We start from the raw sequence: 23,608 nt of genomic DNA, 5'->3' as shown, positions 1-23,608 counted from the left end.
AGGCGCTCGGGAGGCGAGCCTCAGGCGAGCGGCGGATCGATCGCGACGAGCAGCACCGCGGTCCAGTGGCACAGGAACGCCACGACGGTGCACACGTGGAAGATCTCGTGGAAGCCGAAGTGCCCGGGGAAGGGGTTCGGCCGCTTCAGGCCGTAGACGATCGCGCCCGCCGTGTAGGCGAGGCCGCCGACGGCGACGAGGATCGTCGTGGCCGCGTTCGCCGCCCAGATGTCGCCGAGGAACGCCACGGCGGCCCAGCCGAGCGCGAGGTAGAGCGGCACGTACAGCCACCGCGGCGCCGTGATCCAGAAGACGCGGAAGGCGATGCCGAGCATCGCGCCGCCCCACACGCACGAGAGCAGGAGCGTCGCCTTCGGCGGCTCGAGCGTGAGGAGCGCGATGGGGGTGTAGGTGCCCGCGATGAGCAGGAAGATGTTCGCGTGGTCGAGCCGCTTCAGCACGAGGCGCACGCGCTCGGACCAGTGGAAGCGGTGGTACACCGCGGAGACGCCGAAGAGCAGCAGGCTGGAGGTCATGAAGACCGCCGAGGCGATCTTGGCGACCGCGCCGTCGGCGAGCGAGATGAGCACGATGCCCGCGGCGAGCGCGAGGGGTGCGGTGCCCGCGTGGATCCAGCCGCGCCAGGAGGGCTTCCGCTCGACGGCGGCCTCGACGATCGCATCGCCGGCCGCCTCGATGAGCGGCAGGTGCGCGCGCGCCTCGGGTGCCTCGGTGCGGGCCTCGCGCGCGGCCGTGGCGGCGGCGTCGCCGAGGCTCGCGGGGCGGAGCTCGGGGTCGGACTGGACAGCCATGGGGACAGTGTACGGCGTACGCAGTCGCGCTGTCCAGCGTCCGCGAGCGGCCGGGGCGAGTAGATTCGCCTGGTGCGACTGCGCAGCGCCCCGGGCTCGAGGCTCGTCTACCGCTACTACGAGCGGCGGCTCCGCCGCGACCTCCAGGGGCGGCCGGTGCCGTGCCACATCGCCATGATCATCGACGGCAACCGCCGCTGGGCGCGCGAGCAGAAGCTCGCGAGCGTCGGCCACGGCCACCGCGTCGGCGCCGAGCGGCTGCGCGAGTTCGTCGACTGGTGCCAGGAGGTCGGGGTCGGCGTCGTCACCCTCTACCTCCTCTCGCGCGACAACCTCACGGGCAGGGCCTCCGAGGAGCTCGGCGAGCTGTGCGAGATCATCGCCGACCTCGCCGACGACCTCTCGCGGCGGCCCGGCCACCGCATCCGTCACGTGGGCGACCTCAAGGGGCTGCCCGAGCCGCTCGTGCAGGCGCTGCAGGGCGCGATCGCCCGCACCGAGGGCGTCGAGGGCATCACCGTGAACCTCGCCGTCGGCTACGGCGGGCGGCACGAGCTCGTCGAGGCGGTGCGCCGCATCCTCGAGGGCGCGGACGGCGCGAGCACCGCGGAGCTCGCCGAGCGGCTCACCCCCGAGCTCATCGCCGAGCACCTCTCGACCGCCGGCCAGCCCGACCCCGACCTCGTGATCCGCACCTCGGGCGAGCAGCGGCTCTCCGACTTCATGCTCTGGCAGAGCGCGCACAGCGAGTTCTACTTCATGGAGGCGCTGGGCCCCGACCTCCGCGAGGTCGACTTCCTGCGTGCCGTGCGCGCGTACGGCCTGCGCGAGCGCCGCTACGGCCGCTGAGCGACGAGCGCCGAGCGTCGGCCGCGGCGGCCGCCGCCGCGCACCCTGGGAGGCTGCTCCGCACCAGGTTTCGGGCTCGTGAACTCGCGGCGCGCCGCGGCGTGTCGAGCGCGCGGCGATCGGAGCCGTGGGCGTAGCGTCAGCCGTGTCGGGCACCCGCCCGGCATGCAAGCGGCCTCAGCCGTCGCGAGCACCTCGGGAAGGCGACGGCCGCGTGAGATCCGACCTCGGTCGGAAGGGAGCGCCACGTGCCTGCACTCGTCACCCCGCCCGCAGTCCAGTCGACCTCCGGCTCGGACACGCGGCAGCGCACCTACGTCCTCGACACGAGCGTGCTGCTGTCCGACCCGGGGGCGATCCACCGCTTCGCCGAGCACTCGGTCGTGATCCCCGTGATCGTGATCGCCGAGCTCGAGAAGAAGCGGCACGATCCCGAGATCGGCTACTTCGCGCGCAAGGCGCTCCGCAACCTCGACGAGCTCCGCGTCGCCCACGAGCGCCTCGACTTCCCCGTGCCCACCGAGGGCGGCGGCAGCCTCCGCGTCGAGCTCAACCACTCGAACCAGCAGGTGCTCCCGAGCGGCCTGCAGCTGGGCGACAACGACTCGCGCATCCTCGCGGTCGCCGCCAACCTCAAGAACGACGACCTCGACGTGTGCGTCGTGTCGAAGGACATGCCGATGCGCGTCAAGGCCGCGTCGATCGGCATCGCCGCCGAGGAGTACCTGGCCGAGCAGGCGGTCGACTCCGGCTGGATGGGCACCGCCGAGATCGCGCTCTCGGGCGAGCAGATGGCCGAGCTCTACGAGCACGAGCGGCTCGAGACGAAGGCCGTCGCCGACCTCCCCCTCAACACGGGCCTCGTCATCTCCTCCGAGCGCGGCTCCGCCCTCGGCCGCGTCACCCGCACGGGCGAGATCTCGCTCGTGCGCGGCGACCGCGACGTCTTCGGCGTGCACGGCCGCTCGGCCGAGCAGCGCCTCGCGATCGACCTGCTGCTCGACGACCAGGTGGGCATCGTCTCGCTCGGCGGCTCGGCGGGCACGGGCAAGTCGGCGCTCGCGCTCGCCGCGGGCCTCGAAGCGGTGCTCGAGCGGCGCCTCCACAAGAAGATCATCGTCTTCCGCCCGCTCTACGCGGTCGGCGGCCAGGAGCTCGGCTACCTGCCCGGCGACAAGGACGAGAAGATGAACCCCTGGGGGCAGGCGATCTACGACACGCTCGGGGCGCTCGTGAGCGACAACGTGCTCGATGAGGTCGCCGACCGCGGGATGCTCGAGGTGCTGCCGCTCACGCACATCCGCGGCCGCTCGCTGCACGACGCGTTCGTGATCGTCGACGAGGCGCAGTCGCTCGAGCGGAACGTGCTGCTCACGGTGCTCTCGCGCATCGGCCAGAACTCGCGCGTCGTGCTCACCCACGACGTGGCGCAGCGCGACAACCTGCGGGTCGGCCGCCACGACGGCGTCGCGAGCGTCATCGAGACCCTCAAGGGCCACGACCTGTTCGGCCACGTCACCCTCACCCGCTCGGAGCGCAGTCGCATCGCCGCGCTCGTCACGAGCATGCTCGAGGGCTGATCTGCGCCGACCTCCCGACGGATCCCCAGGGGGCCCGGTCGCCGCCGCGGCCGGGCCCCCGCCTCGTGCGCGGCAGGCCGCGGCGCCGGCGGGCCCGGCGCCCGTCGTCGCCGCGTGGGCGGCCGCGGCTAGGTTGGCCGCATGGCCGCCCCGCGCTCGCTCACCCGCACGGAGGCTCGTCGCGCGCGGCTCGCCGCGCACGGCTTCCAGGCGGACCGCACGCCGGTCGAGGCGATGCGCGACGCCGTCGCGATGCAGGGGCAGGACCTCCCGGCGGTGCTGCGCGCCATCGCGATTCGCTCGGCGCGCGGCACCGCGCTCGCCGACGTGCGGGCGGCCTTCGACCGAGGCGAGCTCGTGCGCTCGTGGGCGATGCGGGGCACCCTCTTCGCCACGACGCCCGCCGACCTGGCGGTGCTCCACGCGCACACGGGGGAGCGGATGGCCCGGCAGGAGCTGCGGCATCTGCAGGACCGCGAGGTCGACGCGGCGACGGCCGAGGCCGCGCTCGACCTCGCGGAGCGTGCGCTCTCGGCAGGACCCATGCCGCGCGCGGCGCTCCTGGCAGCGTGGGAGGCGGCGGGCGTCGGCACGGGCGGGGGCCGCGGCTACCACCTGCTCGCCCTGATGGCGGTGCGGCAGCGGGTGCGGATGGGCCCCTTCGCGGGCGCGGAGCAGGCTGCTGGTCGGCGGTGCGGCGCCCGCGGTCGCCGATCCGGAGGCCGCGCTCGTCGAGCTCGTGGGACGCCTGGTCGCCGCGCGCGGCCCCCTCCGCGACGACGACGTCGCCTGGTGGCTGGGGCTGCCGAAGGTGCCGGTCCGGGCGGCCGCGGCGGCCGCGCCCGGGCTCGAGGCTGTGGTCGTCGAGGGCGTGCCGATGCGGATGGCCGCAGGCCTCGAGCCGCGCGGCCGCAGCGGCGTGCTGCTCGTGCCGGGCTTCGACGAGTGGCTCCTGGGCGTCGCCGACCGCTCGCTCGTGCTGAGCCCCGCCGCGTCCGAGCTCGTCGTGCCCGGCGGCAACGGCGTCTTCCGCCCATGCATCCTGCTCGACGGGCGCGTCGTCGGCACCTGGCGGCTGCCGGCGGCGTCCCGAGGCGCCGGAGCCCCCGTGGTCGAGCTGCTCGAGCCGGCGTCGGAGGCGCTCCGCAGGGCCGTCGAGCGCGCGATCCGGGCCTGGCCGCACCGCGAGGCCGGAACCGCGCCGCGCGGCTGAGCCCGCCCGGGCCTCAGCTCAGCTGGCCCCGCCAGATGCTCTCGCCGCTGTGCGTCGGGTCGCCGTCGAAGGGCTCGACCGAGACGTCGACGATCGGGAAGCGGTCGAGGTCGATGCCGTCCGGCAGCACGTACTCCTGGGTGTCGGCGTCGAGGATGCCGACGTTGATCATCGCCGACACGTCGCGGTCGATGAGCCACACGTCGAGGTAGCCGTCGGCCTCGGGCAGGGCGTCGGCGTCGAGCACGAGCACCCGGCGGCCGTCGCGCTCCACGATCTCGGCCGCGGCCGGCTGCACCGCACCCGTGAGCGCGTCGAGCGAGGCCGCCGCGACGACCGTGCCCGGAGCCTCGCGCGGGGCGAGGGCGGCGATGCCGGCGCTGAGGCCGCCGACGACGACGGCGGTGGCGGCGCAGGCGAGCGCGAGCGTGCCGGCGGTGAAGCGGCGGATGCCGCCGGTGCGCGCGCGACGGCGGCCGCGGTGCGCGACGTGCGCATGCTCGCGGTCGGGCGCGGTGCCCGCCGTGGCGGCGGGGACCGCGGCGGGGTCGGCGGCCGCGCGCGGCGCCTCGTCGATCTCGGCGGCGATGCGCTCCCAGAGGCCCGCGGGCGGCGGCTCGGCGGTCACGGCGTCGGCGCGCAGCCGCGCCACGGCACCGCGCAGCGACGCGAGCTCCTCGCGGCACGCCGCGCAGGCGTCCAGGTGCGGCTCGCGCGCATCGTCGAGCAGGGCGAGCTCGGCGAGCCGCTCAGGCGAGATGTGCTGCATGGGCTCCCTCCCATCGGTCCCTGAGTCTTCGGAGCGAACGGGACAAGTGGCTCTTCACCGTTCCGATCGGCATGTCGAGCGCCTCGGCGATCGCGCTCGTCGGGCGGTCCTCGAGCACCGCCATCCGCACGATCGTGCCCTGCGGCTCGCCGATCGAGGCGAGCGCCTCCTCGACCGCGATGGCCGCGGCCACGGCCCCCGGCACGTCCTCCCCGCTCGGGCCGTCGAGGCTGCCCTCGACGACCTCCGGCGCCATCGCCCGCTCGTGGCGGACGGCGGCGGAGCGGCAGTGGTCGGCGATGCGGCGCCGCGCGATCCGCACGATCCACGCTCCCAGCGGGCCCGCGTCGGGGTCGTAGGAGGCGCGCGAGCGCCAGGCGGAGACGAAGGTGCGCTGCACGACGTCCTCGGCGTCCTGGCGCTCCATGGCGCGCAGCGCGAGGGCGAGCACGAGGCCGGCCCAGCGCTCGTAGGCGAGGCGGAGGCCCTCGTCGCCGGGCCCGTCGACGAAGGCGCGGGCGATCATCGCCTCGTCCTCGCCGTCGTGCCGCACGCCGTCACGGTACATCAGCCGATCTGCGTCGCCGTCGCGATGACGTTGTCCTCGTACGCCTGCGCCACGGGATCCCACTCGCCGGCGCACGTGATGAGGCGCAGGCGGTGCTCGCCGTCGCGGGCGAAGAGCTCGTCGAGCGGCAGCGTGCCCTTGCCGAGCTGCTGCACCTCGTCGATGCGGAAGCGCAGCACCTCGCCGGCCTCGGTCTCGACCTCCACCTCCGTGCCGACGGCGACGTCGAGCAGCACCGCCATCGGTGCGGGGCCCCGGTCGGAGTCGACGTGCGCCGCGAGCACGGCCGAGCCGGCCTCGGCGCCCGGTGCGGGGCCGTATCGGTACCAGCCGGCCTCGGAGACGAGGAGCGGCACATCCATCTGGCCGTCCTCGCGCACCCCGACGGGCACGACCGAGAGGTCGACGTCGAGCTCCGGCAGGCGCACCGCGACCGGCTCATCGACGTCGACCGCCGGGCGAGCGCCGATCGAGGCGTCCTGCCTGCCGACCTCGGCGGCGGGCGCGGCGCTGGGGGTCGCGGACGGCGTCGGGTCGGCGGCGGGGGAGGATGCGACGGGCGCCGGCGCGGCCGCCTCGAGCGGGGCGCTGGGCGCCGCGAGCGAGACGCCGACGACGATCGCCGCGACGGCGGCGAGCGCCGCGACGGCGAGGGCGGCGATGCGGGTGCGGGACACGGCGGCTCCTGTGGCTGGGTTTCGGTCGTTCGGGGGATCGGCGGGGCGCCCGCCGGGGCGCCAGGGATCCCCGCGGCGGAGTGCGCCGCGGGGATCCCCTCCGGTCAGCGGCGCTGGGCGGCGACGGCCGAGCGGCGCGTCGCGACGGCAGCCACCGCCGCGAGGCCGAGCAGGCCCATGATCGCGAGCACGATGCCCGCGGCCGAGTCGTCGCCGGCGGCGCCGCCGAGGCCCGAGGGCACGCCGCTCGGGGCGCTGTGGGCGTCGACCGTCTGCACGGCGAGGGCGAGGTTGCCGTCCTCGGCGCTGCCCCACGCGACCACGATGGTGTTGACGCCCTCGGCGAGGTCGAGGTCGGCCGGGCCGATCACGACGTCCTCGGTGCCCGCGAGCACCACGTCGGCCGAGACGGAGCCGGCCGCGGTCTCGAGCGAGGCCTCGTCCGGGTTCGTCAGGCCCTCGACCACGGCCGAGCCGTTCGCGCGGACGTCGACGGCCGGGGCGGCCGCGAGGTGGCGGACGGTGAGGCGCGCCTCGCCCGCGGCGATCTCGGAGGTGTCGTTCGCGAAGGCGCTGAGCATGGGCGTGCCGTCCTCGGCGAGGTGCGCGACGAGCGTGAGGTTCGCCATCGCGGGCACCTCGATGCCGCTCGCCTCGATCGCGGGCTCGGCCGAGGCCGGGTCCTCGCCCGCGGCGAACACCTGGACGTCGATCGTGCCGGCGGCCATGGGCATCGGGTCGGTGAGCGTGCCGGGCTCGAAGCCGGGGATGGCCTCCTCGCCGTTGACGTAGACGTCGACGGTGAGGCCGGGGACGGCGTGCAGGACGGACACGGTGGCGTCGTCCTCGGCCGCCATGGCCGGCGCGGCGCCGAGCGCCGTCAGGGCCACGACGGCCGCGGTGCCGAGCGTGAGCGTGCGCTTCATCGTTCTCTCCTTCTGTCGTCGGCACCGGACGTGCCGCTCCTGCCCCCATATCGCGCGGCGGCCCCGCTCCGGTTGCAGCGGGACGCGATCGAGGCATCCCGGGCGTGTCGCGCCGGTGGCGGACGGCGCGCCTCGGTGCCGCGGCTGTGGAGAGGCCGCACGGGAGCGACTGCCCCGCGGCTACCGTGACGCGCATGACGGCGGAGGCGGGGATCGCGGAGGCGCCGCCCGCGCCGCCCCTCCGGCTCCGCCCCATCGACCTCCTCGGCGCCCCGCTCGCGGCGCTCGCCGCGTGGGCGGCGCTGGCCGGTGGCGCCGACGGCGTGGCCGCGGTCGCGCTCGCCGCGTGCGCCCTCGCCGCGCCCGCGCTCGCGCGGATCGATCAGGCGGAGCGGCGGCTGCCCAACGCGCTGACGCTCCCGCTGCTCGCGGTGGGCGTCGCGGCCGCGGTCGCGCGGCTCGTCGGCGGCGACCTCGCGCCGCTCGCGGCGCTGGGCTGCGGCGCCGCGCTGCTCGGCATGGCCGTCGCCGGCGGCATGGGCATGGGCGACGTCAAGCTCGGCACGGCGCTCGCCCTCGTAGCCTCGACGCTCGGGTGGGCGGCGCCGGTCGCCGGGCTCGTCGCGGCGATCCTGCTCGGCGGGCTCGTCGGCGCCGTCCTGCTCGCGCTCGGCCGCCGGTCGCTCGCCTTCGGCCCGTGGCTGCTCCTGGGCGCCGCGGCCGGCGCGAGCCTCGCACTCGTGTGACGGAACGTGACGGGCCGCCTCGCGCGCGGCCCGTCGCGGTTCCTAGCGTGGAGGGCGTCCGGCCGGCCGCCGCCCGCGGACGCCGCACCCCGATCCCCAGGAGCAGCCATGTCCTTCCGCGCCACGCACCGCAGCCCTCGCGGCCGCGCCCTCCGCCCCGTCGCCCTCGCGGGCGCCGTCGGCGTCGCGATCGCCCTCGTCGGCTGCAGCGCCGCCGGCGCCGAGGAGGCCGAGCTCGGCACCGAGGCCAACCCCGTGCAGCTCGGCGTCGTCGGAGCGAGCGACCCCTACTGGGACACCTACGAGGCCGCCGTCGAGGCCGAGGGCATCGCGATCGACGTCGTCGACTTCACCGAGTACACGCAGCCCAACCCCGCGCTCAGCGAGGGCGAGCTCGACGTCAACCAGTTCCAGCACATCCAGTACCTGGCCGACTACAACGCCTCCTCGGGCGACGACCTGCAGCCGATCGGCGCGACCGCGATCTACCCGCTGGGCCTCTACTCGCAGCAGTTCGCCTCGGTCGACGAGATCCCCGAGGGCTCGACCGTCGTCGTCCCGAACGACACCGTCAACCAGGCGCGCGGCCTGCTCGTGCTGCAGTCGGCGGGCCTCGTCGAGCTCGCCGAGGGCGGCTCGCCCTCCTCCGACCTCGAGGACGTGCTGCCCTCGTCGCGCGTGCAGGTCGAGGCCGTCGACGCCGCGCTCACCGTGAACTCGCTGCCCGACGTCGCCGCGGCGATCGTCAACAACGACTTCCTCGGCCCGGCGGGCCTCACCTCCGACGACGCACTTGTCGCCGACGACCCGAGCGACCCGGCCGCGCTGCCCTACGTCAACATCTTCGCCGCGCGCGCCGACGACGCCGACGACCCGGTGCTCGCGCGGATCGTCGAGATCTTCCAGACCGACCAGGAGGTGCTCGACGGCCTGCAGGAGGTCTCCGGCGGCACCGCCGTGTTCGCCACGACGCCCGCCGACGAGCTCCAGGCCTCGCTCGCCGAGGTCGAGGCCTCCCTCCAGGGCTGAGCGCCGGGGCGCGGGCACCGGCAGCAGCCGGGCGCCCGCGCCGCCGCGCCGCCCCGACCGCCCCCGCAGCCCCCAGGAGCGCCATGCCCCACATCCAGCTCGCCGACGTCACGAAGTCCTACCCGCCCGCGAAGCGCGGCGGCGCCCCGGTCGTCGCGGTCGACGGCGTCTCCCTCGCCATCGAGCAGGGCGACGTCTTCGGCGTCATCGGCTACTCGGGCGCCGGCAAGTCGACGCTCGTGCGCCTCATCAACGGCCTCGAGCCCGTGACTGCCGGCGCCATCGCCGTCGACGGCGTCGACATCACCTCCCTCCCCGCCGCCGAGCTCCGCCGCGTGCGGCAGGGCATCGGCATGGTGTTCCAGCGCTTCAACCTGCTGCGCTCGCGCACCGTGCGCGGCAACGTCGCGTACCCGCTCGAGGTCGTCGGCACGCCGCGCGCCCAGCGGGCCGCGCGGGTCGACGAGCTCCTGCGGTTCGTGGGCCTCGCCGACAAGGCGGACGCCTACCCCGAGCAGCTCTCGGGCGGCCAGCAGCAGCGCGTCGGCATCGCGCGCGCGCTCGCCGCCGAGCCCTCGATCCTGCTCGCCGACGAGGCGACGAGCGCGCTCGACCCCGAGACGACCGACGAGGTGCTCGACCTGCTCGCGCGCGTCAACCGCGAGCTCGGCGTCACGATCGTCGTCATCACGCACGAGATGGACGTCATCGCCAGGATCGCCGGCAAGGTCGCCGTCATGGATCGCGGCCGCGTGGTGGAGGCGGGGGAGACCTACGACGTCTTCACGAGGCCGCAGACCGAGACGGCGAGGCGCTTCGTGCGCACCGTCGTGCGGGCGCTCCCCGACGGCGATGCGCTCGACGCGCTCCGCGCGCGGCACGAGGGCCGCCTCTTCACGATCTCCTTCACCGACGACGGCGCCTCCGACGCCCGCGTCTTCGGCGCGCTCGCGCGCGCCGGGGTCGACTTCCAGCTCGTGCACGGCGGCGTCGACGACATCCAGGGTCGCGTCTACGGCCTGCTCACGATCGCCGTCCGCGGCGATGCCGGCGCGGTGGAGCGCGCCCTCGCCGACGTCGGCGGCGGCGTCGAGGTGCGGGAGGTGCAGGCATGAGCGATCTCGTGGCACAGGTGGCGGGGCTCCTGCCCGCCCTCCTCGAGCAGACCGGCATCACGCTGTGGCTCGTGGCGCTCTCGCTGCTCTTCGGCGGCTCGGCCGGGCTCGTCGTGGGCACCGCGCTCCACGTGACGCGCCGCGGCGGCGTCCTCGCGCAGCCCGTGGTCTTCTGGGTGCTCAACGTGCTCGTCAACACGTTCCGCCCCATCCCGTTCATCATCTTCCTCGCGGCGATGCAGCCGATCGCCCGCGCGGTGATCGGCACGGGCATCGGCAACGAGATGATCGTCTTCTCGATCTCGATCGCCGCGACCTTCGGCATCGCGCGCATCGTCGAGCAGAACCTCGTCTCCGTCGACCCCGGCGTCATCGAGGCAGCGCGCGCCATGGGCGCGGGGCCGTGGCGCATCATCCGCACCGTGATCCTGCCCGAGGCGTTCGGGCCGCTCATCCTCGGCTTCACGTTCGCGATCGTCGCGCTCATCGACATGTCGGCGGTCGCCGGCATCGTCGGCGGCGACGGCCTGGGCGACTACGCGCTCTCCTACGGCTTCCGGCAGTTCGAGCCCGTGGTCACCTGGAGCGCGCTCGTCATCATCATCGTGATCACGCAGCTCGTGCAGGCGCTCGGCAACGTGCTCTCCCGCCTCGTGCTGCGGCGCTAGCGCGGTGGCCCCGGCCGCGCGGCGACGCGGGCCACCGCGGCGGCATGCAGCCCGCCCTGCGCTGGTGCTGTGCTCCCGCTAGGCTCGCCCTGAGCGACACCCGTGCGCGCCCCCGGCGCCCCGCGGCGTGCGCGCGCTCGAGCAAGGACGCAGAGAGGCATCGCCATGGCCGGCACGACGACCGAACGACCGCAGCTGCCGCCCACCGCGGCGCCCGAGGCGAAGCGCCGATGGACCCCGCTGCGCATCATCGCGTGGGCGATCGTCGCCCTCGTCGGCGGCCTCGGCTGGACGATGCTCGCCATCGTCCGCGGCGAGACCGTGAACGCGATCTGGTTCGTGTTCGCCGCGGTCGCGACCTACCTGATCTTCTACCGCTTCTACTCGAAGTACATCGAGGGCAAGGCTCCTCAAGCCGGACGACACCCGCGCGACGCCCGGCGAGCACCTCGCCAACGGCCGCGACTACGTCGCCACCGACCGCCGCGTGCTCTTCGGCCACCACTTCGCCGCCATCGCCGGCGCCGGCCCGCTCGTCGGCCCCGTGCTCGCAGCGCAGATGGGCTACCTGCCCGGCACCATCTGGATCATCGTGGGCGTCGTGCTCGCGGGCGCCGTGCAGGACTACCTCGTCCTCTTCTTCTCCATGCGCCGCGGCGGCCGCTCGCTCGGCCAGATGGCGCGCGACGAGTTCGGCAAGGTCGGCGGCGCCGCCGCGATCCTCGCGACGCTGCTCATCATGGTCATCATCACGGCGATCCTCGCGCTCGTCGTCGTCAACGCCCTCGGCGAGAGCCCGTGGGGCGTCTTCTCGGTCGCCATGACCATCCCGATCGCGCTCTTCATGGGCGCCTACCTGCGCTGGATCCGTCCTGGCCGCATCCTCGAGGTCTCGATCATCGGCTTCGTGCTGCTCATGGCGGCGATCGTCGGCGGCGGCATGGTCGCCGAGACCGCGTGGGGCGCCGAGCTCTTCACGCTCGACCGTGTCACGATCGCCTGGGGCATCGTCATCTACGGCTTCGTCGCCGCCGTGCTGCCCGTGTGGATCCTGCTGACGCCGCGCGACTACCTCTCGACCTTCATGAAGATCGGCGTCATCGTGGCGCTCGCGATCGCGATCGTCTTCGTGCGGCCTGAGATCGCCGTGCCCGCGTTCACCGACTTCGCGTTCGGCGACACCGGCCCCGTGTGGGCGGGCTCGCTCTTCCCGTTCCTGTTCGTGACGATCGCGTGCGGCGCCCTCTCGGGCTTCCACGCGCTCATCGCCTCGGGCACGACCCCGAAGATGGTCGAGAAGGAGAAGCAGACGCGCCTCATCGGCTACGGCGGCATGCTCATGGAGTCGTTCGTCGCGATCATGGCGCTCGTCGCCGCGATCTCGATCGACCAGGGCATCTACTACGCCATGAACTCCTCGCCCGCGGCGACGCAGGGCACGGTGGAGGGCGCGGCGGCGTTCGTGAACTCGCTCGGCCTCAGCGGCGTCAACGTCACGGCGGCGGAGCTCTCGAACGCCGCCGCGGCGGTGGGCGAGGAGTCGATCGTCTCGCGCACCGGCGGCGCGCCGACGCTCGCCTTCGGGCTCGCGCACATCCTCCAGCAGTGGCTGGGCGGCAGCGCGATGATGGCGTTCTGGTACCACTTCGCGATCATGTTCGAGGCGCTGTTCATCCTCACGGCCGTCGACGCCGGCACGCGCGTGGCCCGCTTCATGCTGCAGGACTCGCTCGGCAACATCTGGCCGCGGTTCAAGGACACGTCCTGGACGCTCGGCGCCTGGATCTGCACGGCCATCATGGTCGCGGCCTGGGGCGCGGTGCTGCTCATGGGCGTCACCGACCCGCTCGGCGGCATCAACACCCTCTTCCCGCTGTTCGGCATCGCGAACCAGCTGCTCGCGGCGATCGCGCTCGCGGTCGTGATGACGATCGTCGCCCGCCGCCGCACCTTCCGCCAGCTCTGGATCGTGGCGCTGCCGCTCGCGTTCGTGACCGTCGTCACCGTGACGGCGTCGATGTTCAAGATCTTCTCGCCCGTGCCCCAGGTGGGCTACTGGGCCAACCACGTCGCGTTCCGCGATGCGCTGGCCGCGGGCGAGCAGAGCTTCGGCACGGCGACGACGGTGCAGGCGATGGAGGCGGTCGTGCGCAACACGGCCGTGCAGGGCACGCTGTCGATCATCTTCGTCACGCTCGCGCTCGTCGTGATCGGCTACGCGGTCGTCGCGGCCGTGCGCGCCTTCCGCGGCACCGAGGTCGTCGACCACGAGGAGCAGCGGCACGAGTCGCGCATCTTCGCCCCGTCGGGCCTCGTGCCGACGGCCGAGGAGCGCGCGATCCAGCGGCAGTGGGACGAGCTGGCGGAGGCGGACCGGCCGCAGCGGTCGGGGCACTGATGGCGGCGCGGCGCGAGGGGCGGGCGGCCGCGGCCGTCGCGCTCCTCGCGCGCGCGGCGCGGGCGGTGCACTGGTACGCGAAGGGGCTGACGGGGGAGTCGCGGTACGACGCGTACATCGCGCACGAGCGCCGCGCGCACCCGGACCGGGAGCCGATGTCGCGCGACGCCTTCTGGCGCGCGGACGCCCGCTGGCAGGACGCGAACCCCCAGGGGCGGTGCTGCTGAGGCGGTGCTGCACAGGTCTGACCGCCGCCGCTCGCGATCGCGTCAGGCGGGGCTCGTGAGCTCCTCGGCGTAGGCGAGCACCGAGCGGCGGTAGAGCGGGAGCGTGGGGGCGAGCGCCTCGAGCGCGAGCCGCAGCGCCTCGTCGCCGCGACCGGCGCTGTGCAGCGCGAGCGCGAGGAAGGCCTCGCGCGCCGCACCCGTCGAGGGGTGCGGCGCCGCGGCCTCGAGCATGGCGATGGCCTCGTCGAGCCGGTCGAGGTTGCGGAGCGTCGAGGCGTGCTGGATGACGCGCTGCGCCTCGCGGGCGGGGTCGTCGGCCGCGAGGCCGGCGTCGACCGCCGCGCGGTAGAGCACGTCGGCCTCCTCCTCGCGCCCGGCCGAGTCGTGCGCGCCCGCGAGCTCGAAGAGGCCCACGCTGAGCGTCGGCGCCTGCTCGGCGAGCGCGCGCATCCGCTCGATCACCGCGTCGTCGCCGAGCGACGCGTCGTCCCAGACGGCCGCGACGCGCTCCTCCCAGCTCATGCGAGCTCCAGGCCCGTGTGCGCCGCGGCGAAGGCGAGCTGGTCGGCGAACTCGAGCGCCGCCGCATCCTTGGGCTTGCCCATGCCGTGGCCGGCGCGCGTGTCGATCGAGAGCAGGATCGGCGCCTCGCCGCGCGCTGCCGCCTGCGCGCGCTGCAGCTCGGCCGCGAACTTGAACGAGTGCGCGGGCACGACGCGGTCGTCGTGGTCGCCCGTCGTGATGAGGGTGGGCGGATGGGCGACCTCGGCCACGTTGTGCAGCGGCGAGTAGCGGCGCAGGTACGCGTGGGCCTCGGCCTCGTCGGGGTCGCCGTAGTCGCTCGTCCACGCCCAGCCGATCGTGAAGCGGTGGAAGCGCAGCATGTCGAGCACGCCCACGCCCGGCAGCACCGCCGCCCAGAGCTCGGGCCGCTGCGTGAGCGCGGCGCCCGCGAGCAGGCCGCCGTTCGAGCGGCCGTGCAGCGCGAGCTGCTCGTGGGTGGTCACGCCCGTGGCGACGAGGTGCTCTGCGATCGCGTAGAGGTCGTCGAAGACCTGCTGCTTGCGCTCCTTCGTGCCGCCCTTGTGCCAGTCGGAGCCGAACTCGCCGCCGCCGCGGAGGTTGGGCACCACGAGCGTGCCGCCCGCCGCGACCCACGCCGCCGTCACGGCCCGGAACTCCGGGTTCATGGGGATGTTGAAGCCGCCGTAGGCCCAGATGAGCGTGGGGCGCGGGCCGTCGTGGTCGACGCCCTCGGGCCGCACGAGGAACGCGGGCACCTCGGCGCCGTCGCTGGAGGCGGTGCGGATGCGCGTCGTCGTCGCGGCGGGCGCGGCAGGCCCCGGCGTCGGCAGCGTGCGGTGCGAGAGCAGCCGCGGCCCGTCGACCTCGAGCACGTGGCGGGTGCCGCGGTCGACGAAGCTCGTGGTGCTCGCGAGCACCGTGCCGTCCTCGCCGCTCGTCTCGAGCCCCGTGATGCTCACGCCCTCGCCGAGCGGCAGGTGGTCGCCGAGCTCGCCCTCGGGCGTCGCGAGCTGCGCTCGGTGGCTGGCGTCGTGCGAGTACTCGAGCACGAGGCCGTGCGCGGTGAGCGAGGCATCGAGGAGGACGTCCTCGGGGTGCTCGGGCACGACGGTCGTGCGCTCGCCGGTCGCGAGATCGAACGCGTCGAGGCGGTAGCGGGGCGCGCCCTCATCCGTGACCACGTACAGGCGGCCATCGCGGGCGCCGATCGCGCTGCGCTCGTGCTCGTGGCCTTCGGCGAGCCTGCAGGAACGGCGCGTCCGGCTGGTCGTGGCGGCGCACGGCGAGGTCGTTGCCGCTCGACGCGCCGGTGTCGGTGGAGAGCACGAACCACTCGTCGTCCCGCGGCCAGTTGCGGGCGAAGAGCCGCGGCTCCTCGGGGCGCGAGCACAGCACGTGGTCGTCGGCTGCGTCGTCGCCGATCGCGTGCGCCATGAGCCGCCCGGCGCCCATCTCGTCGGTGAGCGCGGCACCGGTCGGGGCGTCGTAGCGCCAGTAGGTGAACGAGCGCGCGCCCGGCAGCCAGACCGGCGCGTTCCACTTCGTCCACGGGATCTCGTCGGCGAGGTCCTCGCCGCTCGCGACGTCGCGCACCCGGATCGTGCGCCAGTCGGAGCCTCCGTCGGCGAGCCCGTAGGCGAGCAGCGCGCCGTCGGGCGAGACGGTGGCGACCGTCACGGCGACGGTGCCGTCGTCCGAGAGCGCGTTCGGGTCGAGCAGCACGCGGCCGCCCTCGAGGCCGTCGACGGTGTCGGCGGTCACGAGCACGGGCTGGTTCTGGCCGTCGGAGTGCCAGGCGAAGGCACGGCCGCCGCGGAGCCACGGGCAGCCGCGGGATGGGGCGCGCAGCAGCGCCGTCGTGCGGGCGCGGAACGCGTCGCGGGCGGGGAGCGCCGCGAGCACCGGCTCGGCGGCGGCGTTCTGCGCGGCGATGAACGCCGCCGTCTCCTCGCTGTCGCCGTCCTCGAGCCACCGGTAGGGGTCGGCGATCGCCTCCCCGTGGATCGTCTCGACCGTCTCGCTCCGTCGCACCTCGGGGTATCGCATGCTCCCCACCCTACGTTTCCGCCCTCAACGTCTCTGGCGGCACCTCACCCCCGGATCGGAGGGCGAGGTGCCGCCAGGGACGTCGAGTCGGAGGCTACTTCGCGACGCCGGGGTGCGTCATCGAGAGCAGGTCGAGCGCCTTGTCGAGGTCGGCCTCGGTGAGCTCGCCGCGCTCCACGTGGCCGAGGTCGATGACGGCCTCGCGCACGGTGATGCCCTTGGCCACGGAGTGCTTCGCGATCTTCGCGGCGGCCTCGTAGCCGATGAGGCGGTTGAGGGGCGTGACGATCGACGGGCTCATGCCGGCGAGCGCCGCGGCGCGCTCGACGTCGGCCTCGAGGCCCGCGATCGTCTTGTCGGCGAGCACGCGCGAGGCGTTCGAGAGCAGGCGGATCGACTCGAGCAGCGCCGTGCCCATGACGGGGATCTGCACGTTGAGCTCGAACGATCCCGAGGCGCCGGCCCAGGCGACGGTCGCGTCGTTGCCGATGATGCGCGCGCACACCATGAGCACGGCCTCCGGCACGACCGGGTTGACCTTGCCCGGCATGATCGACGAGCCCGGCTGCAGGTCGGGGATGCGCAGCTCGCCGAGGCCCGTGTTGGGGCCCGAGCCCATCCAGCGCAGGTCGTTGTTGATCTTCGTGAGCGAGACCGCGATCGTGCGGAGCGCGCCCGAGGCCTCGACGAGGCCGTCGCGGTTCGCCTGCGCCTCGAAGTGGTCGCGCGCCTCGGTGATCGGCAGGCCGGAGGAGGCCGCGATCTCGGCGATGACCTTCTCGGGGAAGCCGAGGGGCGTGTTGATGCCGGTGCCGACGGCCGTGCCGCCCTGCGGCACCTCGGCGACGCGGGGGAGGGCCGCCCGGATGCGCTCGATGCCGTAGCGGATCTGCGCGGCGTAGCCGCCGAACTCCTGGCCGAGCGTGACGGGCGTGGCGTCCATGAGGTGCGTTCGGCCCGGCTTGACGGCCGTGGCCCACAGCTGCGCCTTCTCCTCGAGGGCGGCGGCGAGGTGCTCGAGCGCGGGGATCGCCTGCTCGATGAGGGCGCCGGTCACCGCGATGTGCACCGAGGTCGGGAACACGTCGTTCGACGACTGCGAGGCGTTCACGTGGTCGTTCGGGTGCACCGCGGCGCCGCGGTGGCGCGTGGCGAGCGTCGCGAGCACCTCGTTCATGTTCATGTTCGACGAGGTGCCGGAGCCGGTCTGGTAGGTGTCGACCGGGAACTGGTCGTGGTGGCCGCCCGCGACGACCTCGTCGGCGGCGGCGACGATCGCGTCGGCGACGTCGGCCTCGAGGATGCCGAGCTCGCGGTTCGCGATCGCGGCGGCGCGCTTGATGCGCGCGAGGGCCACGATCTGGGCGGGCTCGAGGCCCTTCCCGGAGATCGGGAAGTTCTCGACCGCGCGCTGCGTCTGCGCGGCGTAGAGCGCGTCCTTGGGCACGCGCACCTCGCCCATCGTGTCGTGCTCGATGCGGTACTCGGTCTCGGCGTTCACGTCGTCGTGCCTTCCTGTCGGCTGCTGTGCGATGTCTGGGTGTCGGGGGTCACTCGGCGGCGAGCTCGGCGCTCACGGCCTCGGTGAGCTGCTGCAGCTCTGCGTCGCCCGCCGTGCCGGCGACGATGAGGGTGGAGGCGCCGACCTCGGCGGTGAGGACGTAGGCGAGGTTGCCGGGGTCGCGCGCGTCGCGGTTGTCGTGCTCGGTCCACGCGATGCCGTCGACGGTGCGCTCGCCCGTGGCGGGCAGGTCGCGGATCTGCTGCGCGAGCCACGTGGGGTTCGCGTCGATCGCCTGGGTCACCGAGAGGAACTGCTGCTCGGGCGTCACGTAGCCGGCGTACCAGGAGACGACGCCGCCGGAGCCCGAGCGCAGCTCGGCGGCGTTCGCGGCCCAGCCCTCGGGCAGCGCGGGCGCGACGAGCTCGACGTCGACGGTCGCCTCGGCGTCGGAGGCCGCGGCCGCGACGTCGACGGGCTCGGGCGGCGCCATGTCGGGCCGCAGCACCACGAGCACCATGACGAGGACGATGCCGAGGCAGACGACGATCGCCGCCGCGAGGTTCGTGAAGGTCTGGTTGTCGCGGTGGCGCTTCGAGGCGGCGGCCTTGCGGGCCATCATCTCCTCGGGCGTCTCGGGCCGCCCGAGCTCCGCCACGATGCGCGGCTCGCGCTTCGAGCGCCGCCGGTCCTGCTCGGGGCTCATGCCTCGTCGGGCTCCGCCTGGGCCGTGGCGCGGGCGGCGTCGAGCCGCGCCTTCGCGCCCTGCAGCCACTGCTCGCAGCGGTCTGCGAGCGCGTTGCCGCGCTCCCAGAGGGCGAGGGACTGCTCGAGGGACGCGCCGCCGGACTCGAGGGCCTGGACGACCTGCACGAGCTCGTCGCGCGCCTGCTCGTACGACAGCGCGTCGACGGGCGTGCTGGCTTCGGTGGTCACCGGCCAAGCCTATCGCGCGCCGGCGACGCGCACGGGGCACGAGCGCACCGCCTGGGGGCGCGCTATCTGATCGGTCGGCCCGCCTGTGCCAGGATCGTCGGATCCGTCGAGACCAGGAGGAGCGACCGTGCCCGCAGCACCCGCAGACGCCACCATGGAGCAGATCGAGCGGCTCATCCGCTTCGACACCACGAGCCGGGAGTCGAACCTGCCGCTCGTCGAGGCGGTGGCCGACGACCTCCGCGCCCTCGGCCTCGAGCCCGTGCTCGTGCCGAGCGAGGACGGCGCGAAGGCCAACCTGCTCGCCACGATCCCCGCAGCCGACGGCACGACGACGGGCGGCATCGTGCTCTCGGCGCACACCGACGTCGTGCCGGTCGACGGCCAGGACTGGAGCAGCGAGCCCTTCGAGCCCGAGGTCCGCGACGGCCGCCTCTACGCCCGCGGCAGCGCCGACATGAAGTCGTTCCTCGGCGTCGTGCTCGCGAAGGCGCCCGCGATGGTCGCCGCGCGCCTCGCCGAGCCCATCCACCTCGCCCTCTCGTACGACGAGGAGGTCGGCTGCGTCGGCGCCGTCGGCCTCGTCGACGAGATCGCGCGCCGCGGCCTCGCGCCCCGCGGCTGCGTCGTGGGGGAGCCGACGAGCATGCGGATCGTGCGCGGCCACAAGTCGATGAACGTCTTCCGCGTGGACGTGCGCGGCCTCGCCGCCCACTCCTCGCTCACTCCGCAGGGCGAGAACGCGATCGTGGCGGCGGCCGAGCTCGTGCGCTTCGTGCAGGGCGTCGCCGACGAGATGCGCGCCGAGGGGCCCTTCGACGACGGCTACGTCGTGCCGTACACGAGCGTGAGCGTCAACCGCATCGACGGCGGCATCGCGATCAACACGATCCCCGCCGAGTGCACCGTGCACTTCGAGTTCCGCGCGCTCACGACCGTCGACCACGAGGCCCTCGTGGAGCGCTTCCGCGCCGAGTGCCGCCGCATCGAGGCGGGGATGCAGGAGCGCCACCCGGGCGCGAGCGTCGTCCTGACGACCACGGCGGCCGCGCCCGGGGTGGACACCCCTGCCGACGCCGACATCGTGTCGCTCGCCGCCGCCTGGGGCGGCGAGCCGAGCGACGACAAGGTCACCTACGGCACCGAGGCGGGCCTCTTCGCCGAGGCCGGCATCCCGACGGTCGTGTGCGGCCCCGGCGACATCGCGCAGGCGCACGCGCCCGACGAGTTCGTCGAGCTCGACCAGATCGCGCGGTGCGAGGCCTTCGTCGACCGCCTCGTCGACGCCCTCACCGCCCCGACCCCCGAGGAGACCGCATGACCGCCGCAGCGCCCCAGGCACCCGCAGCCGCGCAGGAGGTGAGCCCCGAGCGCCTCCGCGCCGCCCGGAAGGCCGTGATCTCGAGCTCGATCGGCGCCGCCCTCGAGTGGTTCGACATCATCGTCTACGCGTCGTTCGCGGTCGTGATCACGCGCGTGTTCTTCCCTGACGCGGAGGAGTACGGGCTGGTCCTGACGTTCGCGACCTTCGCGACGACCTACCTCATCCGCCCGCTCGGCGGCTGGCTGCTCGGCTCCTACGCCGACCGGAAGGGCCGCAAGAATGCGCTCACGCTGACGCTGCTGCTCATGATGGTGGGCACGCTCCTCATGGCCGTCGCGCCCACCTACGCGATGGTCGGCGTCTGGGGCGGCGTGGTCATCCTGCTCTCGCGCCTCATCCAGGGCTTCTCGGCCGGCGGCGAGTTCGGCACCGCGACGACCTTCCTCATCGAGACCGCGCCCCACAGGAAGATGTTCTACGCCTCCTGGCAGATCGCGGCGCAGGGCGCCTCGATGCTGCTGGCCTCGGCGTTCGGCTTCGCGCTCAACACGGCGCTGACCGACGAGCAGCTCGACTCGTGGGGCTGGCGCGTGCCGTTCTTCGTCGGGCTCCTCATCGGGCCGGTCGGCCTCTACATCCGCGCACGACTCGCGGAGCCCGAGGAGCTCGGCGCCGCGCAGCGCACGCGCTCGCCCATGGGCACGCTGCTCACGCAGCACCTGGGCCGGATGCTCGCGGGCTCGGCCGTCATCGGCGTCGCCACGATCTCGGTCTACATGATCCTGTACATGCCGACGTTCGCGGTCGCCGAGCTCGACGTGCCGCCCGCGGCCGCCTACCTGGGCGGCGTCGTCGCGGGCGCGATCGCGCTCGTCGGCTCGCCGCTCGTCGGCCGCCTCGCCGACCGCGTCGGGCCCGCCCGCGTCATGACCTGGGCGGCGGTCGCGGCGCTCGTGCTCGCCTGGCCGATCTTCCAGGTGATCGTGACCCTCCGCACCGTGCCGGCGCTCATCATCTCGATCGCGCTGCTGGGCCTCATCATGGCGTGCTACTTCGCGCCGCTGCCGGGCCTGCTCTCGTCGATGTTCCCGGCGGAGGTCCGCGGCACGGGCCTCTCGATCACCTACAACGTCGGCGTGACGCTGCTCGGCGGCATCGCGCCGCTCGTGCTCACGTGGCTCATCCAGGCGACCGGCTCGCTCAACGCGCCCAGCCTGTACTACATGGCGATCGCGGCGCTGTCGCTCGCGGGCCTGTACTTCGTGCGGCGCACGTTCGGCCAGCGCTGACCCGACGGCAGCACGGCGACGGCTGCTCGGGGGAGGCGCGCTCGGTCACTCGACCGGGTGCGCCTCCTGCACGTCGGCCGCGAGCGAGCCCGCGGCGAGCGTGACGAGCACGCGGTCGCCGGGGGAGGCCTCGGCGGCATCGCGCAGCACGTGGCCCGACGTGGTCTGCACGACCGCGTAGCCCCGGTCGAGCGTCGACTGCGGGCTGAGCGCGCGCAGCGTGCCGCGCAGGTGCTCGAGCCGCTGGCCGGCGACCTCGACCGCGCGGCCGGCGAGCCTCGTCGGCGCGCGCGGCGAGGCGGCCGAGGCTCCTCGGCGCGCTGGTCGACGATCGTCTCGGGGCGGGCGAGCGCGGGCCGCGTGCGGAAGGCCTCGAGGCGTTCGGCCTCCCGCGCCACGAGCCTGCGTGAGCCGCATCGTCGGCCTGCGCGCGGCCCTGCGCGATGCGCGCGCGCTCCTCGGCGACGTCGGGCACGACGCGCTTCGCGGCGTCGGTGGGGGTGGAGGCGCGGAGGTCGGCGACCTCGTCGAGCAGCGGCCGGTCGGCCTCGTGGCCGATCGCGGAGACGACGGGCGTCGTCACGGCCGCGACGGCCCGCACGAGCCGCTCGTCGGAGAAGCCCAGCAGGTTCTGGAAGTCGCCGCCGCCGCGCGCGATGACGATGACGTCGACCTCGGGGTCGGCCTCGAGCCGCTCGAGCGCGGCGAGCACCGTCGGCACGGTCTGGTCGCCCTGCACGGCCGCGTGCTCGACGCGGAAGCGCACGTCGGGCCAGCGCAGCTGGGCGTTGCGGAGCACATCCTTCTCGGCGTCGGAGTCGCGGCCCGTGATGAGGCCGATCGTGCTCGGCAGGAAGGGCAGGGGCCGCTTGCGCGAGACGTCGAAGAGGCCCTCGGATGCCAGCTGCCGGCGCAGGGCCTCGAGCCTCGCGAGCAGCTCGCCGAGGCCGACGTGGCGGATCTGCTGCGCGACCATCGAGAGCGTGCCGCCGCGCGGCCAGTAGTCGGGCTTGACGAGCAGCACCGCGCGGTCGCCCTGCGAGAAGTCGCCCTCGAGCGACGAGAGCGTCGACCGCCAGACGTTGAACGAGACGGTCGCGTCGCCCGAGACGTCCTTGAGCTTGCCGAAGACGTTGCCGCGCGAGTTCGACCACTGGGTGATCTCGCCCTCGACCCACAGGTGGCCGAGCCGGCCGATGTACGACTTCAGCTCGGCGCCGAGCCGCTCCACGCTCCACGGCTCGTCGGGCGTGCCCGTGATCCGCTCCGCCATGCCGCTCCCGTCGCCGTCCGCCGCCCAGCCGGGCCCGTCGCCTCCAACGTAGACTGGACCGGTGACGATCACGAACGGCAGGGTCCCGCTCGACGCCCCACGACCGGCGCTCCGCCGCGGGCGCCTCGAGGACCGGCCCGTCGAGGGCGGCAAGCGCATCCTGCTCGCCACGCCGCGCGGCTACTGCGCCGGCGTCGACCGCGCGGTGCTCGCGGTCGAGAAGGCGCTCGAGCAGCACGGCGCACCCATCTACGTGCGCAAGGAGATCGTGCACAACAAGCACGTCGTCGCCTCGCTCGAGGCCGAGGGCGCCATCTTCGTCGAGGAGGTCGACGAGGTGCCCGAGGGCGCCCGCGTCATCTTCAGCGCCCACGGCGTGAGCCCCATGGTGAAGCAGGGCGCGGCCGACCGCGGCCTCGACGCGATCGACGCCACCTGCCCGCTCGTCACGAAGGTGCACCGCGAGGCGATCCGCTTCGCGCGCGACGACTTCGAGATCCTGCTCATCGGCCACGAGGGCCACGAGGAGGTCGAGGGCACCGCGGGCCACGCGCCCGACCGCGTCACGATCGTCAACGATCCCGACGAGGCCGACACCGTGCAGGTGCGGGACCCCGACCGGCTCGTGTGGCTGAGCCAGACGACGCTCTCGGTCGACGAGACGATGGAGACGGTGCGGCGCCTCCGCGCGCGCTTCCCCAACCTGCAGGACCCGCCGAGCGACGACATCTGCTACGCCACCCAGAACCGCCAGGTGGCCATCAAGAAGGTCGCCGCCGACGCCGACCTCGTGATCGTCGTGGGCAGCGCGAACTCGTCGAACTCCGTGCGCCTCGTCGAGGTCGCCCTCGAGCACGGCGCGAAGGCCGCCTACCGCGTCGACTACTCGACCGAGATCCAGCAGGCCTGGCTCGACGGCGTCCGCAGCGTCGGCGTCACGAGCGGCGCGAGCGTGCCCGAGGGCCTCGTGCGCGAGGTGCTCGCGGAGCTCGAGGACGCCGGCTACCGCGACGTGACCGAGGTGCGCACGGCCGAGGAGGACCTCATCTTCTCGCTCCCCAAGGAGCTGCGCCCCAGCCGCACGCGCTGACCTCGCGCGCCGCTCGCTCCGGGCGCGCTCCCAGCGCCCCTCGCTAG

The 23,608-nt window shown here is 74.3% G+C and carries 22 protein-coding genes and 2 pseudogenes; 12 read left to right on the top strand and 12 right to left on the bottom strand.

Going from position 1 to position 23,608, the window contains the following annotated elements; genetic code table 11:
- Positions 1-20: 20 nt before the first annotated feature.
- The gene (gene trhA, locus OVA14_RS01295; protein WP_267504524.1) at positions 21-812 is read right to left on the bottom strand and encodes a PAQR family membrane homeostasis protein TrhA; all 792 of its coding nucleotides are present in this window, start codon (positions 810-812) and stop codon (positions 21-23) included.
- A 69-nt stretch (positions 813-881) separates the two neighbouring features.
- Here trhA and uppS point away from each other — a divergent pair, with 69 nt between their 5' ends.
- The 3 genes from uppS to OVA14_RS01280 all read left to right on the top strand — a co-directional run bounded on the left by uppS (position 882) and on the right by OVA14_RS01280 (position 4,454).
- Positions 882-1,661: a polyprenyl diphosphate synthase gene (gene uppS, locus OVA14_RS01290; protein ID WP_420710637.1), complete on the top strand. Its 780-nt coding sequence runs from the start codon at positions 882-884 to the stop codon at positions 1,659-1,661.
- A 248-nt stretch (positions 1,662-1,909) separates the two neighbouring features.
- A complete protein-coding gene (locus OVA14_RS01285; RefSeq protein ID WP_267504522.1) occupies positions 1,910-3,241 on the top strand; it encodes a PhoH family protein in 1,332 nt (443 codons plus the stop codon).
- A gap of 679 nt (positions 3,242-3,920) precedes the next feature.
- Positions 3,921-4,454: a DNA glycosylase AlkZ-like family protein gene (locus OVA14_RS01280; RefSeq protein WP_324288056.1), complete on the top strand. Its 534-nt coding sequence runs from the start codon at positions 3,921-3,923 to the stop codon at positions 4,452-4,454.
- Positions 4,455-4,467: 13 nt separating this feature from the next.
- Here OVA14_RS01280 and OVA14_RS01275 read toward each other — a convergent pair whose 3' ends face one another.
- The 4 genes from OVA14_RS01275 to OVA14_RS01260 all read right to left on the bottom strand — a co-directional run bounded on the left by OVA14_RS01275 (position 4,468) and on the right by OVA14_RS01260 (position 7,394).
- The gene (locus tag OVA14_RS01275; protein WP_267504521.1) at positions 4,468-5,223 is read right to left on the bottom strand and encodes an anti-sigma factor; all 756 of its coding nucleotides are present in this window, start codon (positions 5,221-5,223) and stop codon (positions 4,468-4,470) included.
- The gene (locus OVA14_RS01270; protein WP_267504520.1) at positions 5,204-5,776 is read right to left on the bottom strand and encodes an RNA polymerase sigma factor; all 573 of its coding nucleotides are present in this window, start codon (positions 5,774-5,776) and stop codon (positions 5,204-5,206) included. The genes OVA14_RS01275 and OVA14_RS01270 overlap by 20 nt, the downstream gene beginning before the upstream one ends.
- A 14-nt stretch (positions 5,777-5,790) precedes the next feature.
- Positions 5,791-6,468: a class F sortase gene (locus tag OVA14_RS01265; RefSeq protein WP_267504519.1), complete on the bottom strand. Its 678-nt coding sequence runs from the start codon at positions 6,466-6,468 to the stop codon at positions 5,791-5,793.
- A gap of 104 nt (positions 6,469-6,572) precedes the next feature.
- Positions 6,573-7,394, bottom strand: coding sequence for a DUF4397 domain-containing protein (locus OVA14_RS01260; protein ID WP_267504518.1), 822 nt, complete (start codon positions 7,392-7,394; stop codon positions 6,573-6,575).
- 194 nt (positions 7,395-7,588) lie between these two features.
- On the opposite strand from OVA14_RS01260, the gene OVA14_RS01255 reads away from it, so the two are divergent.
- The 6 genes and pseudogenes from OVA14_RS01255 to OVA14_RS01230 all read left to right on the top strand — a co-directional run bounded on the left by OVA14_RS01255 (position 7,589) and on the right by OVA14_RS01230 (position 13,577).
- Positions 7,589-8,140, top strand: a complete 552-nt coding sequence (locus OVA14_RS01255) for a prepilin peptidase (protein WP_267504517.1) — start codon at positions 7,589-7,591, stop codon at positions 8,138-8,140.
- Positions 8,141-8,248: 108 nt separating this feature from the next.
- Complete coding sequence (locus OVA14_RS01250; protein ID WP_267504516.1) at positions 8,249-9,169, top strand: MetQ/NlpA family ABC transporter substrate-binding protein; 921 nt, start codon at positions 8,249-8,251, stop codon at positions 9,167-9,169.
- A gap of 83 nt (positions 9,170-9,252) precedes the next feature.
- A complete protein-coding gene (locus tag OVA14_RS01245) occupies positions 9,253-10,284 on the top strand; it encodes a methionine ABC transporter ATP-binding protein (RefSeq protein WP_267504515.1) in 1,032 nt (343 codons plus the stop codon).
- On the top strand, positions 10,281-10,952 hold the full coding sequence (locus tag OVA14_RS01240; RefSeq protein WP_267504514.1) for a methionine ABC transporter permease: 672 nt from the start codon (positions 10,281-10,283) through the stop codon (positions 10,950-10,952). Before OVA14_RS01245 ends, OVA14_RS01240 begins: the two co-directional genes overlap by 4 nt.
- A gap of 165 nt (positions 10,953-11,117) precedes the next feature.
- A pseudogene (locus OVA14_RS01235) lies at positions 11,118-13,350 on the top strand (carbon starvation CstA family protein).
- Positions 13,350-13,577, top strand: a complete 228-nt coding sequence (locus OVA14_RS01230) for a YbdD/YjiX family protein (RefSeq protein ID WP_267504513.1) — start codon at positions 13,350-13,352, stop codon at positions 13,575-13,577. The pseudogene OVA14_RS01235 and the gene OVA14_RS01230 overlap by 1 nt, the downstream one beginning before the upstream one ends.
- Before the next feature lie 42 nt (positions 13,578-13,619).
- Here OVA14_RS01230 and OVA14_RS01225 read toward each other — a convergent pair whose 3' ends face one another.
- The 6 genes from OVA14_RS01225 to OVA14_RS01200 form a co-directional block, all read right to left on the bottom strand.
- The gene (locus OVA14_RS01225; protein WP_267504512.1) at positions 13,620-14,099 is read right to left on the bottom strand and encodes a tetratricopeptide repeat protein; all 480 of its coding nucleotides are present in this window, start codon (positions 14,097-14,099) and stop codon (positions 13,620-13,622) included.
- Positions 14,096-15,310 (bottom strand): prolyl oligopeptidase family serine peptidase, encoded by a 1,215-nt coding sequence (locus OVA14_RS01220; RefSeq protein WP_324288055.1) that lies wholly within the window; start codon positions 15,308-15,310, stop codon positions 14,096-14,098. Before OVA14_RS01220 ends, OVA14_RS01225 begins: the two co-directional genes overlap by 4 nt.
- Entirely contained in the window at positions 15,270-16,148 is an 879-nt protein-coding gene (locus tag OVA14_RS01215; protein WP_267504511.1) for a hypothetical protein, read from the bottom strand. The genes OVA14_RS01220 and OVA14_RS01215 overlap by 41 nt, the downstream gene beginning before the upstream one ends.
- Positions 16,149-16,242: 94 nt before the next feature.
- Positions 16,243-17,649, bottom strand: a complete 1,407-nt coding sequence (locus OVA14_RS01210) for a class II fumarate hydratase (RefSeq protein WP_267504510.1) — start codon at positions 17,647-17,649, stop codon at positions 16,243-16,245.
- A gap of 49 nt (positions 17,650-17,698) precedes the next feature.
- Positions 17,699-18,355, bottom strand: coding sequence for a DUF4245 domain-containing protein (locus OVA14_RS01205; protein WP_267504509.1), 657 nt, complete (start codon positions 18,353-18,355; stop codon positions 17,699-17,701).
- Complete coding sequence (locus OVA14_RS01200; RefSeq protein WP_267504508.1) at positions 18,352-18,585, bottom strand: exodeoxyribonuclease VII small subunit; 234 nt, start codon at positions 18,583-18,585, stop codon at positions 18,352-18,354. Before OVA14_RS01200 ends, OVA14_RS01205 begins: the two co-directional genes overlap by 4 nt.
- A gap of 127 nt (positions 18,586-18,712) precedes the next feature.
- On the opposite strand from OVA14_RS01200, the gene argE reads away from it, so the two are divergent.
- Positions 18,713-19,906, top strand: a complete 1,194-nt coding sequence (argE, locus tag OVA14_RS01195; protein WP_267504507.1) for an acetylornithine deacetylase — start codon at positions 18,713-18,715, stop codon at positions 19,904-19,906.
- Positions 19,903-21,198: an MFS transporter gene (locus OVA14_RS01190; protein ID WP_267504506.1), complete on the top strand. Its 1,296-nt coding sequence runs from the start codon at positions 19,903-19,905 to the stop codon at positions 21,196-21,198. The genes argE and OVA14_RS01190 overlap by 4 nt, the downstream gene beginning before the upstream one ends.
- Positions 21,199-21,243: 45 nt before the next feature.
- Here OVA14_RS01190 and xseA read toward each other — a convergent pair.
- Positions 21,244-22,471 (bottom strand): annotated as a pseudogene (xseA, locus tag OVA14_RS01180) (exodeoxyribonuclease VII large subunit).
- A 67-nt stretch (positions 22,472-22,538) separates the two neighbouring features.
- Between xseA and OVA14_RS01175 the strand changes: the two are divergent.
- Entirely contained in the window at positions 22,539-23,561 is a 1,023-nt protein-coding gene (locus OVA14_RS01175) for a 4-hydroxy-3-methylbut-2-enyl diphosphate reductase (RefSeq protein WP_267505458.1), read from the top strand.
- Positions 23,562-23,608: the final 47 nt, after the last annotated feature.

Source organism: Agrococcus sp. SL85 (assembly GCF_026625845.1).
Lineage (GTDB): Bacteria > Actinomycetota > Actinomycetes > Actinomycetales > Microbacteriaceae > Agrococcus.
This window is presented reverse-complemented; position numbering and strand designations above follow the sequence as displayed.